The organism is Haladaptatus salinisoli (genome assembly GCF_020614375.1).
GTDB lineage: Archaea > Halobacteriota > Halobacteria > Halobacteriales > Haladaptataceae > Haladaptatus > Haladaptatus salinisoli.
The window spans coordinates 265245-281101 of the sequence record NZ_CP085333.1 but is presented as its reverse complement, the minus strand read 5'-3'; the positions used below and the strand labels follow the sequence as shown (position 1 = coordinate 281101).

The window sequence follows — 15857 nt, the reverse complement described above, 5'->3', positions numbered from 1 at the left end:
TACTTTTTGTTTGGTGCAGTCATACGACTTGTTAAATGGAAGAGACCGTCCTCAAAGCGACCGATATTAGCGTTACTCGTGGTTCTTCTGAAATCTTGTCAAATGTTTCTTTAAGAGTTCCTGCTGACGCACGGTTGCTTATTCAGGGACCAAGTGGGGCAGGGAAAACGACTCTCTTCAATATTCTTGGGTTATTAGACACACCTTCTAGTGGCACACTGGAGGTCATGGGTTCTGATGCAAGTACGCTGCCGGAACGAGAACGAGCGCGCTTGCGTCGAGATACAATCGGGTTTATTTTCCAAGATTTTCAGTTGATCTCTGATCTCACTGCGTGGGAGAACGCAGCAGTACCGCAGGATCATACTGGAGAACGTGATGAATCTTGGCTTAAGAACCTCTTCACACAACTTGACATTATGGATTTGACTGACCAATATCCTGCAACGTTAAGTGGTGGTGAAAAACAGCGAGTTGCAATCGCTCGTGCTCTTGCAAACCGGCCGGCAATTATTCTTGCCGACGAGCCGACAGGGCAACTCGATCCAGATACGACCGATAAAGTGCTTGAACTACTGTTTGATGTCCAAGAGAGTACTGACACGGCACTTGTCACAATTAGCCATGACGTGCAATTGAGCCCGCTCTATCAGGATACTATGTTCTTAGCAGACGGTGACATCGTTGAGCGAAAAGTCGAGCCGTAATTGTAGTAGTCGAGTTGACCTTGGATTATAGGATTGTAGGCGAGAAGACCACACCCTTGAGGGTGTGGATGACTCGCCGTCTTTGGTTACTTCACTGTACGGTACAGTCTTCGGCGCTCTTCGTGGGTTCTCTCGGTGTCGATTCGATGGTACCCCCATCGGGTTCTGCCAGTCCGCAACCTGGCAGTTGACTGGGTGTTTGCCACAGCGAACGCCGAAATCAAACAAGTAAGCCCTCGGACACCCAACCGACACAAAACAGTCAGGTACCTCCAAGTCCCGTCCATTTCCCGGACACGATAGGAGTACCGGTGGCGTGGCATAGCCAGCACCTCATCGGGGTGCGAACCGTAACCGTCCCTACTCAGCACGACCGGCGTGTGGGAGGCCCGCGTCTTGAGGCGCGGGAGGATGTCACTCGCCATTGCCAATTAAAATCGTGATACAGTAACACTGGAGGGAATCGTACCAGTTTAAGAAGATTGCCAGCCGAGTACAAGCGACCCTCTCAAGAAACTCTGCGAGTTGTTTCGCCTCCGCAGTAGCCGTGTCGCGAATCGTCTCACCAATAGTGTCGAATGGACTGATCGTAACTCGCACTTCCTCCGTTGATTTGGTCGTAATTCCAGACTCCCTAATTAAGAACTACAGTTGTAGTGACTACAGCGGGCCGCTCCGCGTCGCCACTCCCGACGAATTTGTACAGTATCGAAATACAAGCTGATTATTCAGCCCGAACGTTTATTCATACTCTTCGCAACCTACTTAAGAATGAGTCAGAAGAACGGCAGACTTGAAAAGGGAGGCGGCTCCCTGAACGCCCTCTTTTCATGCTTAGCAAGTAGCGAGCGACGCCACCTTCTAGGATACATTCACGACCACGCTCCTGCGTCTATAACGCGAGATGAACTCGCTACCAGCCTGGCAGCCAACAAAAACCACTCACTGGAGCAAGTGACCAACGAAGAACGCCAGCAGACACTGACCGCCATCCATCACGTCCATTTGCCGAAGTTGGACACCGCGGGATTGATTCGGCAAAATACCACTGCTACCACTGTCGAACTCACCAACCATCCAGCCTATCAGGATGTCGGTATCCTCGCAGCCATCACGGATAACGTATCTGCGGAGAGCGCATCTCTCGATGCACTCTTTCGGGCGCTCGCAGATGCCCGTCGTCGAACCATTCTCGACGTACTCAGCCATCAATATCATCCGATCAAACTCCAGACGCTGGCACATGACATCGCTTCACCTCAACGAGGCGGGCCACCAGAGGACGTCGAGCAGGTTCTCCAGTCCCTCCAGCACGTTCATCTCCCACATCTGCAGGAGGCAGGGCTCATTGAGTATAATACGGACGAAGAAACGGTCGTCTATGAGGGTCACCCACTCCTTCGTGTTCCATGGATGCACTCCGAGCTGGGTTCAAATTTCAGAGTGACCCTGACGGACACGCCAAAGGATGCAGACATCTGGACAATCGATGGTCGAGAGAAGACGGTCTCGTGTGGTCAATCACTCTGTGAGGAGGCCGACGAAGAACTCTTTCTGATGTTCACGGCGACTGGTCTCCTTGAAGCCGGGTGTTTTTCCCGTATCAAGCAAGCTGCTGACCGCGGTGTAGACGTCTACCTTGGGACTGCTGATCCGACTGTCCAAGGATTCGTTCGGGAACATGCTCCAGAGGTTACCTTGTGGGAACCACAGACGAACTGGCTTAACCTTCCGGTCGATGGGGAGAATGTTGGCCGTCTCGTATTCGCTGACCGTGAAGCCGTTATGATCGGAACACTTGGGGAGAAGTCCGATGCAGGCGTCCACAAAGAACAAGCGATCTTCGCTGAAGGGGCTGATAACACACTCGTTGTCTTGCTGCAGCAAATGATACGCTCCCAATTCGCTAAACTTGATGATCAGACTGAAGATCACGATTCTGAATCGCAATCGCTGTTTTAATCATCAATGAAAGATCACTCATATCCACCCGACGTCAACATAGAACCGGTCTTCAAACAACACTACAGTCAGCCGCCAAGTATGGCCGTGGTGTCGGCGATGGCCGACGCACTGCATCAGCCTGCCACAAAGATAGAATCACTCTCTAACTGGACTGATCCAGTTGCGTTGGATTCACTCTTTGAAAACACCCCCGAAGCCATCGCTGGCCCGACCGTTACCTTCGAATACATTGGCTGTCGGGTGACGGTGTCCCCAGATAGTCTACAGATCGAGCCACTGACCGGCGATGACCATGAATGACGTATCGGTACGCCAATACAGTCACGCTACTCCCCAATCGGTAGGTCTCTAAGATTACTCGGTGTCCACCTAGGCTCACTCTATCTCGATAGAATGAAACCTGAGGGGGTGCCCACCCAGCTGAAACACACCAGGTTTCAGCTGCTTTTCCACCGGACAGACAGTCAGCCTCAGCTCCTGCCAGTCCTGCTGGTGACACACCAGAGTTCCGTTGTAACAGCGCTCGCTTGACAGTCCCACCGTCGCTAGATATGACTTACTCCTGCTAGTACTCAGAGGACAGTCCACTAGGCTCTAGCCTGCTTATCTCTACTTACTTACGAGCAAGCCTATACCGTTCTAGCTGAGAAAGAAGATCTCGAACGGCCTACTGCCAAAGATATCATCGAACGTTTGTACAATAAGGGCCATGTGTACGAAGTCGAGGGGAAACTCCGACTCACTGATTACGGATCTGAGTAGCAAGGGCCATCTTGTTTGTGAGGTTCAACGTAGGTAGTAAATAGTAGATTGAATCGCTATTCTTGGTCAACTAGCCGGACATCGATTTCCACTAGTTTCGCGTTGTACTCTGATTGGTTCGTAGATAAGAACGGTATGGTCGCTCCGGACGGTGATGAGATAGTCCTCAACCATGAATCGGACTTCGATGTCACTCTTTTTCTCCGTGCTTGCTGTGATGATGTCTTCGAGTGCATCTGGGTTCACGTATTCGTACAGTGAGAGTATGATTTGGCCACCTGCCGGCTCAATCACGTTCATGAGTGCATCAGCGACTTCAGTAACAAGCTCCATATTCGATGCTTCGAGGTCAATCGTCTTCGAGGCGACCAATGCGTATTGGGATGGTGGACTCGGTCTCGAGTGCTCCGTGGTGGAACCGAACCAGCTGGTTGTTTTCGTTTTCATTGTGTCGCTGTTCATACTTTCCATTCGTTCTCCAAATAATTGAGTAATGACCACTTACTGCGGGATTTACTCAATCAAAAGAAAACAACGCTAAAATCGAGACCAATAAATGTTGCATGGGGTTATTTGATGAGATAGTATAATAAAATCAACAGATGTCTGACGAACTTATATTATCCCCGATGTCGTTAATGAAGATACGCTCTCACCAGAGACCAGCGCGACGTCACAGTCTGGCGTCATCACCCGACCGTGTCGCCGTGGCTGGTCGTGAGAGCTGACTTTCCCTCCGTAGCCTCCTTCGCGATGGATTGAGTAAATTTTCTTATTCAGTGCCCTGTCTGTCTAGACCAGGACTTTCGGAAAGCCAAATCGGAAACGGATGAGGGGTGTTGGATTCCACCATCAGTGTCGGGCTTTCTGATCGTGATTGACTGCGGTAGATTCGTGTCCAACTGCGTCAGTTGAGGCGGAATCGAACCCTCTACAACCACTTTCGAATTGCCCCTAGAAGCAGTGTAAACTCCACCACAGATTCTTCGACCAATTCGTTCGACATCATCTCGCCCTTGTCGAGATTTGGCGAGCGGAATATGGGATTTATCCCGGCCAAATCGGCAGAGATTTTTCGAGTTTTCAGTGGGCTTCTACCGATGCAGTGAACCGATCGAAATCAGCGAGTGAGCAGTTCACATTCGTTCTCCAATGTGGCGACCAGCGCGGCCGACATCCACACTGATTTCCATCGACATTTCCTGTATTGGAATCTTTGGAAACGACCCTGGCTTGCCTAAGGGTATCTCAGTGGTCGTATCTACCTGCAATGATCCACGACAGCCACATTGAGGCAGAATGGGACGAGTATCGTCGGGCGCTTCGACCGACTGATCAAGCAGTGTTTGACCGGCTCCTTGAGTATGCGCAGTTGCATACCGACCCCAGCACCGTTCACCAGTCACTGGCCATTGAGACGCCGATATTGATCTCGATTCTGCTCGAACAGCAAAAGCAACTGGACGACTTGGAAGATCGGCTTGATCACATCGAGGATGATTTGAACGATCTGGGATGAGGCGATGGTGTACAAAATCGACTACGCCGACGGCGACGTGCTCACCTGGTCGGTGACCGAGACGGGGGTGGAGTGTGAAGTTGATGAATCGTACACGCCGACAATTTACGTGTCGGTGCATGGTGACGGCGATTTTTCGACGGCACGTACTGCACTCCGAGATCATCCCGCTGTTGTGAAGGTCGCTGTGGTTGATGAACGCGTGAGCTTCCGGCACGACCCCGAACAAGTACTTCGAGTGGATGTGGTTGACCTCAAGGCAGTGAACTCGGTGGTGCGAATGGTGAGCAAGTGGGGCTCGCCCGATAAGTATCGGTGTTACAACGTCGATTTTTCGCGGGAGTTTCGCTACTGTCTTGAAAAGGGGATTGACCCGCTTCCAAAACGCGAACTCTCGCAGATGCAGATTGCCGTCTCGATCGGCAAGTGGAGCGACGCGACGGCGGTGCAGGCAAGTAGCCAGTCCAACAGTAACTCGCAGACCGGCGTCGCGGTCGCCTCGAACTCCGCCGAGGACGTCGAACAGGAGAACTAAATCGAGAACGATCGCCTTATCCCTCGATAATTCGGCGTTAGTCCACCGGCGCAACCTTTTTTATGTGATATTGCCAGCGACGGACCTCGTCGAAAACCTCACTAGCCATTCAGTCATCAAGAAATAAGCAGGTCGTCCGTTGTTGTGTTCGTAACCACGGGCAGCCACAAGCGGTTGCTACCGTTGACGAACTCGTCACGCATCTTCGCACGCAGTGCGATACACATGTAGCTGGGGATACCGACCGACTCAGAATACAACTCCTCCACACTCATCTTCCCAGACTGGAGAAGCATGGCATTCTTGAATACGACGAACGTAGCGAGACTGTTCACTACCGGGATGAAAGAGAAATCGAACGAGTTGTAGCTATTGTAAAATCTAAGTAAATTCAATATTGGAAACACTATACTGTTTGCACCGTAGAAACGGACCGTTTATACACAACGGTACCAAGCAGTGGTGTTGGCATTATTTTGTTATGTATGGACGACTCCACCCGGATCGATTATCCACGTTACGTGAACAAGAAGTAGAAGTGGAGTGTCGTACAAGTATTGGGGTATGGAGTATCGCCAACGGAGTAGACCGTCGTATATCGATGATGCGCAGAAAGCGTTGATTCGAGTGGTGGATGAGCGCCATGATACAGAGGTGGTGTGTGAGGAATTGCGAACGTGGGTTGATCGACTTGAGCGGGGTGCGGTCGATCCGGATGAGTTGGTGATCACGAATCGTGTCTCGAAAAAGCGGGAGGATTACACGCAATCGACGCGGAGTGTGGCGGCACTCGAACGAGCAGCTAATTTAGGGTTGGCGCGTGCGCCTGGTCAGAGCGTGTCGTATGTGGTGGTCGACGATGCAAAGCAGTCGAGGGATTGGGTGCTATTGGCGAGTGAGTACGATGTTGGGTTTTACCGGAAGTTGTTGATTCGTGCGGCAGCAAATGTGGTATCGCCGCTTGGATGGCGTGAATCGGATATCGCACAGGAGTGAGGGCGGTATACCGAGTCCAGTTTGACGTCATTCAAATAACATTCAGGTACTGCTGCGGATTTTCACCAGTCACACTATAGTGAAAGAGCCGAGTAGGTCAGGAGCGACCGTCTAAGATACAAAGCGCATAATCAGCACGTTCCGACCGCAATCGAGGAGCAGGGCCGATTGCTTACTACTGAGAAAATCTGTATCTTGGACGCCGTCGAGCAGGCTGAAGTGACTGGAATTACTCCTCGCGTTTGCCGTACGTTTCCTCACCCCAACCATAGTCGGACGCTTCGTCGTTCCGTTCGAGGTAGTCCTCCAGTACCTCCTGTACCGCTCGGCCGAGATCCTCTAACTCACCGTCAATCATTGAAACCGTGCTCGAATCGAGCGCCTCAGTCGCGTCTCGCTCCCGCCAGTCGTCCGAAATCATTGGGGCGTCGAAGCGAAGGCGGTCTTCGGTTGGGTCCCAGTAGAAGTCGAACGCTTGGAACAGGCCGAGGTCGCTGACAATTCGAACGTGCTCTTCATCGAGATTTGTGTACTCGGTCCACTCGTTGAATCCCTCCTTCCACGCACCCTCCTGGAGCAGGTCTTCAATGTCCTCGCGGTAGAAGTCCTCTGACCCGAGCGTCTCTTCTTGCCACTCGAACTCGCGCGGCATTCCTCGGTTCGAGAGGTCTGGTGGTTCCGGGACCTCTATATCGAGCGCCATACCAGTGGTTTCACTGGTAACACAATAAAGCCCATAGAAGTTCCAAATGAGACGGAATGAGACGCCTCTCGCAAGAGAACATCCCATTACTGGATAAAGGGCGCGTATCGGTCACGCTTGGAGCTTGATAGCAGTCATGGCAACAATCGCCCTTGATCGTCGGTCTATATCCCGAGCCACTCGTCGTTTCGGACCTGATATCCGTTCGCCCGACAAAACTTCGCCGCTTCTCGGCGTACCGCCCGGGACGTCGGGAGCGTATCTTTGTCGCGGATTCGCTCGACGATCCAGTCACTGATGACTTGGATCCCTTCATCGTCGTCATCGGCGTCGATCGTTTTGAGTTCCTGGAAGGTCTTCTCGTAAGCCTTGCGCTGTGTCCAACTGAAATCCGTATTCGGAAGCGTCTTGCTGGCTTCCACGACTCGTTTCATGGCCGCGGCAACTGTCGGCCGCTGTACCTGTACCCGGACGGCAGCTGGAGAGTCGAACGTCTCTTTGTCTGTCTCTGGTACTAGGTCCTCGATACTGTAGCTCCCCTCGTCCGATTCGATCTCACGGTCGCCGATCGCCGCGACGACCTCAATCCCCGTCGCCGGGAATGTTAGCTCTTCGAGTTCCGCCTCAAAATCGGCGAGTTCCTCCGCTTCCACCGGTGGCTCTAGTTCGTCCGCGCGCTCTAGTTCTGTGGCGATCTCACGCTCTTGCTGGCGTCTTTCAACGTCGTGTGCTTGCTTGTCTCGGCCGCGCTTATTATCTGCCATATTATAATTTAGCTCTTCAGCCGGATAACTCTGTGGTCAATAATAGGTACTCCCAAAACATTTACGCCAGCCATTAAAATCGAGTTTTTGCTCGTTAGGAAGCTATCCAGTGAGACAGTCTGACTTCTATATCTTTCTAAAATGTTGATCGAGAGCCGGAATTTCAGGTGAACTATTTTTCCCACACTCTGCTGAGTATATCCTCTCTATTTAGCACGTCGTTCCTGACAGCAATCGATAAAAGAGCGATTGCAATGCGTTCTTGGTCGTGGTTGAGTAAATAGTGCGTCGCGCTCTCCCCACCTGCTTGAAACCAGACCATGAGAAAGTAGATGAATGCAAGAAATAAGAAGGCGAACAGTGCCGGTTTGCCAACGAGCGGATATGCTGCGAGAGCGAGCCTGGATGGTGCACCGATCAAAAGTACCCAGAGCTAGGGCTTCATACTTACAATTGTCCACCACCGGAGTGGGAGGTATCGGAACTGTCCAAGTTGCTGGTGGGTTCGTGCTCGCTGCTGTCTCGTATATCAGTACGGGGTCAATCAACTGGAGTAGCGTCGTTCTATTTGCTGGCGCATTTACCGTCGTATTTCTCCTTTTAGGTCTCTGGTTTAGCGTCTAAATTGATGTGATGTTCTGACAGTCATCTTCTACGGAAGACCAGCTTAGTTGGTAACCTACTGCTTTCTAACTCTCTCTTTGCTCTCTGGAATCCACCAGATCACAACCCGTGGACTCAATTTCCCATGTTCCAACTTACCTCGCTCGTGAAGCTCCTCGAGTCGCTGATGCACTAGCCGCCGGTTCATTGCAACCGTATCTGCGACCCACCGAGCGGTCACTGCCGGAAACTCGAACTCACGAACCACCCGAAGAACATCCTCATCACTCGTTTCCTCCGCAAACCGTCCCTGCTCGTCGCGCTCACTCTCGTTTGCAGTCTAGCCCATGGCGCTGCTTTCGGGCCATCTGTTCACCCTAATTGATTTAGCGTTGATAATGAGGTTAGTATATTATACTAGCTCGAACACCTCTCAAATCCCATAACTTTATCCCGTATCAGCCCTCACGTATTTCCCTGGCAAACGTCCCAATTACTTATCCGTATTGGAGCCTACTATACTACATAATGCAACCCGCAGATATTCAGCAATCACAGTCGGAAATCACCGACGATCTCCCGGCGATTGATTGTGATGCGTGTCAGTCTGCTCTCGACCCTGCTAGCCAGCAAGCAGTGTCATTTCTCCTCCTGGATCAGCTTCGAATTCCTGTGCTCAGTTGTGATGACCATCTTGAGCAGTTCAGTTCGATTTGTGGGCTCACCTCTGGTGACACAGCAACGCTTCTCCATCACCACCCTGCTGGTGGTATCTCATGTCCTGGCTGTCGGTTCGCGTCATACTCTGCAGCCCAATCCATAGTCCCAGTCCAAGACGGGGCAATCGTACCCATTGCATGTCCAGAACACCAGTCAAAGATTATTCAGCGCTTCCAGACAGGGCTCCAGACCCACCGACAACTAACCTCCAGTCTCGGTACTATCACTAGGTCATTCCTGTGAATTCTAGCGCCCTGACCGAGATTGAGAATACTGTTACAGTAGCGAAAAATAGAGTGGGTTGGTCATTTGATGATCTGTTCTCAAAAATAGCGATATTATCTCGACTCTACTTCTGAGGAATCAACGAAGCTGTACAAATAACGTCGAAATCGTTTAGAGTGATTCACAGGCAACGCCGTCATCGTCGCCGTCAAGCCGATGAGGGTCACTCGGATCCTGCTCAAGCACGGCTTGGGCCTGTTCCTGTGTATCGAAGTGACTACAGTCGTAGTCGCCATCCGACGGCAGTGGTGGGATATCCACTCCATCAGACGGCGCCTCGGTCGTTTCAGTGGCCGTCGGAGTTGGTTCGGGCGTCGAGGTTGGCTCGTCGAAGTCCCACAATCCAACCTCGTTCTGCTGGGCGTTCGCTTCGGCAGTCTCGAAGTCGCTCCGTTTCGAGAACGAACTCTCGTACAACCGAGCATAGCCATCCGTCAATAGCTGCCGGTTGAAGTTCTCACCATCGACGTAGATATAGACCAAGAGCCGCCCAAAACTCCCTCGGCGGTCGGCTTCCGGATCGGTCTCTATCCGGACTGTCTTCCCATCCAATTTGTCAGTCGCAAACTGGCTTGCCCGCTCGCCCCATTCGTAGAGATGGTCGCGTCCAGCCGTCGAATCTGGGATTCCCTCGAACTCACTAGGATTCGTCCGGCTCAATGTTGTTTCCGGTGTGTCAACTCCCAAAAGGCGGAGAGTGTCGGTTTCGCCGTTCGGAAACTCGACTTCCATCGTGTCCCCATCAATGACTCGGGTGACAGTGACTGTCCATTCAGTCCCGCTCTCTGGCCCTCGAGCTGCTTGTGTTGTCGGTGTTGGTTCTGGTGTAGTTGTCTGCGTTGGTGTCTGATTCGACGCTGTGGTTTGTGTTGGAGTTGATGTTGGCGCCGATGTTGTGATTGTTGTTGGTTGCGCTGTCGTGGTTTGAATTGTGGATGTACTAGTTTGTGTCGCTGTTGACGATGTTGCTATTAACGTTGTCGTGGTCTGTGTTCGGGTAGGAGTTTTCGTTGTAGATGTTTGCGTTACCGCTGATGACTGCGTAGTGTCGGTTACGGGCGTTGTCGATGTTGTTGTAGTTTCGCTAGTAGTACTACATCCTGCTACGACGAGCATTAGAGCAAGTGCAACCGCAAGTGGTATCTTCGGATAGATCACGTTGTTTATAAATGCTGTTGAAATAGATAAAACTATGTTTTCTAGACTGGTGCTCTACTCCTCTCAACACGAAGCCATCTCTTAGCGTCCTCCCATAATTAGTAAACCACTTATTCCGAACGAAGTAATCGGCTGATGAGCGAGGGTCGCCAAGCCAGGCCAACGGCGGTGGGCTTAAGACCCGCTCGCGTAGGCGTCCATGGGTTCGAATCCCATCCCTCGCACTCGGATCACACTCAACCAAAACCATAGCCGGAGGAGAACAGTTTCAACCCGACAGACGTCTCTGCCAGATCAACGGTGTCTTGAGTTACTAGCCACATTTGTCGTCTAATGCAACAACGTGTACAAGCTCCAGAAGACACAGACAATCCACAAATAAAACCGCCGATTGACGTGCTTTCCGAGCTCCCACCAAGTGCAAAACTGGTTGCGAAAGTACTCGAATACAACGACGATGCGCTCACGCAGGCTGAACTTGCCGATGAAACCTTGCTCCCGCCACGCACGGTTCGCTACGCATTGACTCGACTCGAAGAACATGATCTCGTTGACTCACGCTTCTCGTTTGCCGATGCACGAAAACGATGCTATTCTCTTGCCTTCGACTAATTACGTACAACAGACGTGAATAATGACGACTCTACATAATCAACTCTAAACTAAGCTGAAAACAGAGACGTGAAAAGCCGACACTTGCTAACTAAGGTGACTATTGTACCTATTCCTCCGGAATCCACCAGATAACCACTCGCGAACTCAATTTCCATGTTCCAACTCACCCTGCAGTTTTTCAAGCCGTTGATGCACTGGCCGCCGATCTATCCCAACTGTACCTGCCACCCACTGAGCGGTCACCGCCAGAAACTCCGACGTGCGTATCACCGTGAGAATATCGTCGTCAGTCGTTTCCTCTGTAAATGAATCGCGTTCTCTCTCGACTGTCATGGTAGCCGTCAGTTCACTATCTACCGTCTTCAATTCACATACTATGTAGTACGTCGATTCCTTAAATATCACGTACTACATTAACGTAGAATTCATTCCATTGTCGTCTTCACCGCCATGCTAATCCCATTGCAATTCCCAGAGTCAGCCCAATTCCGATTCCTATTGCTGCGTTATCCATCGCAGCTCCAATACCGGCTCCAAGCGCGATCCCAACTGCAATTCCAGTACCCATCTTCTTCTCTGATCTATTTTCATTTTGACCTGAAGACATAGGGTTCAAATTTGTCTTGCTTCCTAATAAACAGGCAGTATCCATCGGCCAGAGAGTCACACAAATCTATGCGTAGCTGAAACGATAACAAGTACAAACCCATCCGCAACCCGTGACGCTGACGAGACGAGACAGGAACGCGCGCAATGGGGAAACAGTTCGGCTTCCGCCTCGAAGCCCCTAGACAGGTTGACGTGACCAATGAGAGGCACGACAACCCCGCTGACCACCACTACGTCGTCACGCTGGACGACGTGGGGCCGACGTGATGGTGAGCTAATGGCCTGTATCTATATCACGTGATATGGCCGAAATGGGGTTTGAGGTTACCTTCCGATCTTACTCATCAAACAGTGGTTTTTCGGTTGTCATCTGTGTGTTAGTGATATTGAGTGATCCCTCTAGCGTTCGATATGGATACGGCATATCGATAGCTTCAGCATCAAGCCGTTCTTTCACCGCTTGTACCAATTCAGAACGAATTCGAGTGAAGTTCGATCGGGCAGGATCGCCAATCCAGAACCGGGTTTGGAGGCCAACATAGGAGTCCGCGAGCTCTGTCACCCGAACATCTGGAGCAGGATCCGCAAGAATCTCCTCATGTTGCCGTGCCTCATCGAGAATCACGTCCTTCGCATGATCAATGTCATCGTCGTAGCCAATGCCAAAGACGAATTTCTGTCGGAGTTTCTCATAGGCAACCGGATTCTTCACTGCATTATTCGCCAAGTCGCCATTCGGAACTGTAATGCGTTCATTATCGAATGTTCGAACACGTGTCACACGGAGATCGATATCTTCGACCCGCCCCTCGCCGTCGCTCCATTCGATCCAATCACCCACCGTAAACGGACGGTCTTTAAGGATGAAAATACCTGCGACGAAGTTGGCAAGCAGTTCCTGTGCGGCAAAGCCGATGGCGAGTACAATGGCACCAGCGAAGACACCGAACGCGGCAATCACACTGCCAAATCCAGCGACCGTGAACGCTGCCGCGATTGCAAGTGCCCACACGAGTACGCCGGCAACATTCTCGCCCAGACTTTGCACGGCTGGATCATGCCCTTGCTGCTTAAGCGCTCGGGCAATCAGAGGAATGAGGACACTGCGGCCGAGCAAATACACGACCACGAGTGTTACGAGAAACAGCACCGCTGGAACCACATAATTACTGATGATTGATGCGGTCGTTAGTGTGTCACTCGCTTGGAGAGGAATCATCGAACTGCCATTCAGCACAAAATTCAGTACCATAATTCGGATCGAAAATCGAAGAGCCATTTAATGAATGTTTTGCCCATATTATTTTCCATGTTCATCGTTGCTCTCGTGCCACCGGACTCGAATTTCGTACTGCTTGCCATCGTCAGTAGATGTCGTTTTCTCGATCAACTCGATCGTCGAGGGTCGATCTGCAATCGACTTCAAGAATGACTCTTCGATTGGCATCTCTACAGCTTGCATTCGTTCATATCGCCCGAACACCCGTTCGCGAAAGAGACGAAAATACCGAGCAGCCTCATCACGGGTAAGTGATCGCTGTTGAGGTTTTTCCCGTTCATCTGGTGTTTCTGTTTGTTTTGCAAGGACGGCGTTCAGCACTGCCCCGATGAGCAATACTAATCCGCTAAAATAGAGCCACGTGATTAAGAGAAGCACTGCACCAAGCACATCTGAGGCACTTGATCCAACCACCTGCACATAGATCTGAAACAGCCCCTGGAGTGCCGTCCATCCCACTGCTGCAAATATTGTCCCCGGAAGGACACCACGGGGAGTGGTTTCGACGCTAGGAAAGAGATAATACATCGGGAAAAATGCAATGACGAGTGCCACGATCAATACGATCGGATTGAGCAATTCAATAAACGGAACTGCAGGAAAGAGAGCAAGTAGTGCGCCTGCAACAATCGTTGCGATCACTGCAAATCCGATCGCGAATAAGACGATAAGCCCATCACGTACCTGATCGAGAATGGACTCATCTATTTCGGCTGCATAGATCTCGGAGAAAGCAGTGTCCAGTCCACGGAATAGCTTCAACGCCCCCCATGTGAGCGTTAGTATCCCAACGATGGAAGCGCTCGCTCGTCCCTGTTCACTTTCAAGAGTTGTTTCGGCAAGGTCACCAATCGGTTTAGAAAGCGAATCTGCAAACCGAATTACTTGGGTTTGCAAATCGTTGCTGCCAATCGCTGCAAACACTAGAAATGCAAGGAGTAGAAGAGGCAAAAGAGAAATGAAGGCATGATATGCGATACTCCCTGCGAGAAAGGTGACATGCTTTTGCTGTATCTCGGTTCGAACCGATCGAACTACTGTGATACCATTTTGAACTGATGGAGACATAATCGATAAAGGTGGTTTGGTCTCAAAGTTCTACCGACAATACATGATCGCTCTCTATTCGGGTTTCCAATCCAGTTTAATGGTCACTGATTCGCGACTTCCACGGAGTACAGACGACGATTCACGAGTACCAATTTCATAGCCCACAGAACTCGATGGTGAGAGGGTCACCGTTTTGTTACCAACATCGATATTGGCGTCTCCACCTTCCCGAAGTTCGTGTGCAATTGCTTGCAATCGATCGGCGACTTCTTCTCGCGAGATTTTCTCCTCGTGGAGTGTTTTTTCAGCCATCGAGAGTATTCTTCTCAAACCGTTTGTATAGGTGTTTTGGCAATGAGTTCAGGTGAAAATGAGGACTGCCAATAGGTGATGGCTCGCGTGTGATGATTTGTATTGGAATCCACGTCACTAACATCGCCAGTATAGATCAAGGAATGGTTAGCTATCAAATCACACGGATATTCTGCAGGACACTCTAGTAGACTGGGCGTGATCACGACACCGATTCCGTTCCCAAAGTAGTTGATACAGGGGGCCCTTGAGGTATGAAATGAGTCCCGACCTCACTCAATGCCCTAACTGTGGATGGACCGGTAATACAACTGATTGTGTGATCGATGAACTCGAACGACAGTGTCCTGTCTGCCACTACATACTTCGACGTGGTTCGTAAATCGGGGAATCTATTCATTCCTCCTCTGGAATCCACCAGATCCCGAATCTTCAACACTCGCTCTTGTTTTGCCAATTCCTTCATCACCGAAACCTGCGACCGCTCGAACGACGCATTGCCAGTTTTGATCTCACGGTAGTACCGCTCCAGCACATATCCATTCCACCCATCTGTGGCCCGAACGATACAGTCGAGTATCCACCGTTGTTCGCCGTCTGGATGATTAACCGAGACCGGCTTGCCCTCTCGACCTTGAGAGTCAGCCCAGACGCTAGCTCATCATCATCGATCTCCAAATCTTCCCGAAGGACCAACAAGTCAGTCCCAAGCACCGTAAATCCCCGAGCGAGAGGTGGTATTCGCTTCAAGTTTCAAGCGATCTGAGATTGAGGGCGTACTCGCTGTTTGTCGAATGAGTATATTGATATTTACATGATGATGTCGACTCTACTGATAATACTTATCAGACCGTCTCCAAGGTGGGAGCAATAGCGTATCACTAGAAATCAGCCAAACGGCCAGACGACACAGAAACGCGCACAGGCCGAATAGTTTTCCTTCGACGTCGATGCCCCTGGACTTATCAACGTCACCAATGAGAGCCACCAAAATCTAGCAGACCACCAACACGTCGTCTCTATCGACAACGTGACCAGTAAGCTGATGGCTTGCACCTGCCCACATCAATCCACCACAACGCGTTTTGCAAGCACATGGCCGCCGTCGAAACCGCAACAGAGGCCAGCACGCTCGACGCCTTCCCGTCCAAGGACGAAGACGATTCCGAAACAGGAGACTGTGACTGCGACGGTCTCGACGGCATCCCGTGCTGTCCGATGCGGTTTACAAACAGGGTGCAAAAGCTAAGATTCGCTATCAAACATCTGTGCTTA

18 protein-coding genes and 1 tRNA gene are annotated in these 15857 nt (G+C 50.9%); 10 read left to right on the top strand and 9 right to left on the bottom strand.

Annotation, left to right across the window (positions count from 1 at the left end; all coding sequences use genetic code 11):
- Positions 1-35 precede the first annotated feature (35 nt).
- The 3 genes from LIX00_RS25560 (at position 36) to LIX00_RS25550 (ending at position 2972) form a co-directional block, all read left to right on the top strand.
- Positions 36-707, top strand: coding sequence for an ABC transporter ATP-binding protein (locus LIX00_RS25560; protein ID WP_227357495.1), 672 nt, complete (start codon positions 36-38; stop codon positions 705-707).
- Between the two features lie 771 nt (positions 708-1478).
- A complete protein-coding gene (locus tag LIX00_RS25555) occupies positions 1479-2669 on the top strand; it encodes a DUF7344 domain-containing protein (RefSeq protein ID WP_227357494.1) in 1191 nt (396 codons plus the stop codon).
- Positions 2670-2675: 6 nt separating this feature from the next.
- Positions 2676-2972: a HalOD1 output domain-containing protein gene (locus LIX00_RS25550; RefSeq protein ID WP_227357493.1), complete on the top strand. Its 297-nt coding sequence runs from the start codon at positions 2676-2678 to the stop codon at positions 2970-2972.
- 528 nt (positions 2973-3500) lie between these two features.
- Here LIX00_RS25550 and LIX00_RS25545 read toward each other — a convergent pair.
- A complete protein-coding gene (locus LIX00_RS25545) occupies positions 3501-3896 on the bottom strand; it encodes a HalOD1 output domain-containing protein (protein ID WP_227357492.1) in 396 nt (131 codons plus the stop codon).
- An 808-nt stretch (positions 3897-4704) separates the two neighbouring features.
- Between LIX00_RS25545 and LIX00_RS25540 the strand changes: the two genes are divergently transcribed.
- The 4 genes from LIX00_RS25540 (at position 4705) to LIX00_RS25530 (ending at position 6484) form a co-directional block, all read left to right on the top strand.
- Positions 4705-4953 carry a DUF8156 family protein gene (locus LIX00_RS25540; protein ID WP_227357491.1) on the top strand — a complete coding sequence of 83 codons (249 nt, stop codon included), beginning with the start codon at positions 4705-4707 and terminating at the stop codon, positions 4951-4953.
- A 4-nt stretch (positions 4954-4957) separates the two neighbouring features.
- Positions 4958-5488, top strand: coding sequence for a hypothetical protein (locus tag LIX00_RS25535; RefSeq protein WP_227357490.1), 531 nt, complete (start codon positions 4958-4960; stop codon positions 5486-5488).
- A 107-nt stretch (positions 5489-5595) separates the two neighbouring features.
- Positions 5596-5877, top strand: coding sequence for a DUF7344 domain-containing protein (locus LIX00_RS26455; RefSeq protein ID WP_438267131.1), 282 nt, complete (start codon positions 5596-5598; stop codon positions 5875-5877).
- 175 nt (positions 5878-6052) lie between these two features.
- Positions 6053-6484 carry a DNA polymerase domain-containing protein gene (locus LIX00_RS25530; RefSeq protein WP_227357489.1) on the top strand — a complete coding sequence of 144 codons (432 nt, stop codon included), beginning with the start codon at positions 6053-6055 and terminating at the stop codon, positions 6482-6484.
- 229 nt (positions 6485-6713) lie between these two features.
- Here LIX00_RS25530 and LIX00_RS25525 read toward each other — a convergent pair whose 3' ends face one another.
- From LIX00_RS25525 to LIX00_RS25515, 3 genes are all read right to left on the bottom strand, one after another.
- A complete protein-coding gene (locus LIX00_RS25525; protein ID WP_227357488.1) occupies positions 6714-7187 on the bottom strand; it encodes a DUF7992 family protein in 474 nt (157 codons plus the stop codon).
- 164 nt (positions 7188-7351) lie between these two features.
- A complete protein-coding gene (locus LIX00_RS25520; RefSeq protein WP_227357487.1) occupies positions 7352-7951 on the bottom strand; it encodes a DUF5789 family protein in 600 nt (199 codons plus the stop codon).
- 1719 nt (positions 7952-9670) lie between these two features.
- Positions 9671-10291: a thermonuclease family protein gene (locus LIX00_RS25515; RefSeq protein ID WP_227357486.1), complete on the bottom strand. Its 621-nt coding sequence runs from the start codon at positions 10289-10291 to the stop codon at positions 9671-9673.
- Positions 10292-10856: 565 nt separating this feature from the next.
- Between LIX00_RS25515 and LIX00_RS25510 the strand changes: the two genes are divergently transcribed.
- Both LIX00_RS25510 and LIX00_RS25505 read left to right on the top strand, forming a co-directional pair.
- Positions 10857-10941: transfer RNA gene (locus LIX00_RS25510), tRNA-Leu, on the top strand.
- A gap of 109 nt (positions 10942-11050) precedes the next feature.
- On the top strand, positions 11051-11329 hold the full coding sequence (locus LIX00_RS25505) for a helix-turn-helix transcriptional regulator (RefSeq protein WP_227357485.1): 279 nt from the start codon (positions 11051-11053) through the stop codon (positions 11327-11329).
- Positions 11330-11774: 445 nt separating this feature from the next.
- On the opposite strand, the gene LIX00_RS25500 is transcribed toward LIX00_RS25505, so the two are convergent.
- A complete protein-coding gene (locus LIX00_RS25500; protein WP_227357484.1) occupies positions 11775-11939 on the bottom strand; it encodes a glycine zipper domain-containing protein in 165 nt (54 codons plus the stop codon).
- A 146-nt stretch (positions 11940-12085) separates the two neighbouring features.
- On the opposite strand from LIX00_RS25500, the gene LIX00_RS26055 reads away from it, so the two are divergent.
- Positions 12086-12208 carry a hypothetical protein gene (locus tag LIX00_RS26055; protein WP_255679378.1) on the top strand — a complete coding sequence of 41 codons (123 nt, stop codon included), beginning with the start codon at positions 12086-12088 and terminating at the stop codon, positions 12206-12208.
- Positions 12209-12278: 70 nt separating this feature from the next.
- Here LIX00_RS26055 and LIX00_RS25495 read toward each other — a convergent pair whose 3' ends face one another.
- From LIX00_RS25495 to LIX00_RS26605, 4 genes are all read right to left on the bottom strand, one after another.
- The gene (locus LIX00_RS25495) at positions 12279-13160 is read right to left on the bottom strand and encodes a mechanosensitive ion channel family protein (protein ID WP_227357672.1); all 882 of its coding nucleotides are present in this window, start codon (positions 13158-13160) and stop codon (positions 12279-12281) included.
- Between the two features lie 81 nt (positions 13161-13241).
- Complete coding sequence (locus tag LIX00_RS25490; RefSeq protein WP_227357483.1) at positions 13242-14288, bottom strand: YihY/virulence factor BrkB family protein; 1047 nt, start codon at positions 14286-14288, stop codon at positions 13242-13244.
- 54 nt (positions 14289-14342) lie between these two features.
- Positions 14343-14582 carry an amphi-Trp domain-containing protein gene (locus LIX00_RS25485; RefSeq protein ID WP_227357482.1) on the bottom strand — a complete coding sequence of 80 codons (240 nt, stop codon included), beginning with the start codon at positions 14580-14582 and terminating at the stop codon, positions 14343-14345.
- A 202-nt stretch (positions 14583-14784) separates the two neighbouring features.
- Positions 14785-15150, bottom strand: a complete 366-nt coding sequence (locus LIX00_RS26605; protein WP_497007365.1) for a hypothetical protein — start codon at positions 15148-15150, stop codon at positions 14785-14787.
- Positions 15151-15857: the final 707 nt, after the last annotated feature.

What these genes read in the sequence shown, in the direction of transcription:
- LIX00_RS25560 (WP_227357495.1), top strand. Translation starts at nt 36, where the DNA reads ATGGAAGAGACCGTCCTCAAAGCGACCGATATTAGCGTTACTCGTGGT.
- LIX00_RS25490 (WP_227357483.1), bottom strand. Translation starts at nt 14,288, where the DNA reads ATGTCTCCATCAGTTCAAAATGGTATCACAGTAGTTCGATCGGTTCGA.
- LIX00_RS25540 (WP_227357491.1), top strand. Translation starts at nt 4,705, where the DNA reads ATGATCCACGACAGCCACATTGAGGCAGAATGGGACGAGTATCGTCGG.
- LIX00_RS25505 (WP_227357485.1), top strand. Translation starts at nt 11,051, where the DNA reads ATGCAACAACGTGTACAAGCTCCAGAAGACACAGACAATCCACAAATA.
- LIX00_RS25550 (WP_227357493.1), top strand. Translation starts at nt 2,676, where the DNA reads ATGAAAGATCACTCATATCCACCCGACGTCAACATAGAACCGGTCTTC.
- LIX00_RS25515 (WP_227357486.1), bottom strand. Translation starts at nt 10,291, where the DNA reads ATGGAAGTCGAGTTTCCGAACGGCGAAACCGACACTCTCCGCCTTTTG.
- LIX00_RS25525 (WP_227357488.1), bottom strand. Translation starts at nt 7,187, where the DNA reads ATGGCGCTCGATATAGAGGTCCCGGAACCACCAGACCTCTCGAACCGA.
- LIX00_RS25545 (WP_227357492.1), bottom strand. Translation starts at nt 3,896, where the DNA reads ATGAACAGCGACACAATGAAAACGAAAACAACCAGCTGGTTCGGTTCC.
- LIX00_RS25520 (WP_227357487.1), bottom strand. Translation starts at nt 7,951, where the DNA reads ATGGCAGATAATAAGCGCGGCCGAGACAAGCAAGCACACGACGTTGAA.
- LIX00_RS25500 (WP_227357484.1), bottom strand. Translation starts at nt 11,939, where the DNA reads ATGTCTTCAGGTCAAAATGAAAATAGATCAGAGAAGAAGATGGGTACT.
- LIX00_RS26055 (WP_255679378.1), top strand. Translation starts at nt 12,086, where the DNA reads ATGGGGAAACAGTTCGGCTTCCGCCTCGAAGCCCCTAGACAGGTTGAC.
- LIX00_RS25555 (WP_227357494.1), top strand. Translation starts at nt 1,479, where the DNA reads ATGAGTCAGAAGAACGGCAGACTTGAAAAGGGAGGCGGCTCCCTGAAC.
- LIX00_RS25535 (WP_227357490.1), top strand. Translation starts at nt 4,958, where the DNA reads ATGGTGTACAAAATCGACTACGCCGACGGCGACGTGCTCACCTGGTCG.
- LIX00_RS25495 (WP_227357672.1), bottom strand. Translation starts at nt 13,160, where the DNA reads ATGATTCCTCTCCAAGCGAGTGACACACTAACGACCGCATCAATCATC.
- LIX00_RS25485 (WP_227357482.1), bottom strand. Translation starts at nt 14,582, where the DNA reads ATGGCTGAAAAAACACTCCACGAGGAGAAAATCTCGCGAGAAGAAGTC.
- LIX00_RS25530 (WP_227357489.1), top strand. Translation starts at nt 6,053, where the DNA reads ATGGAGTATCGCCAACGGAGTAGACCGTCGTATATCGATGATGCGCAG.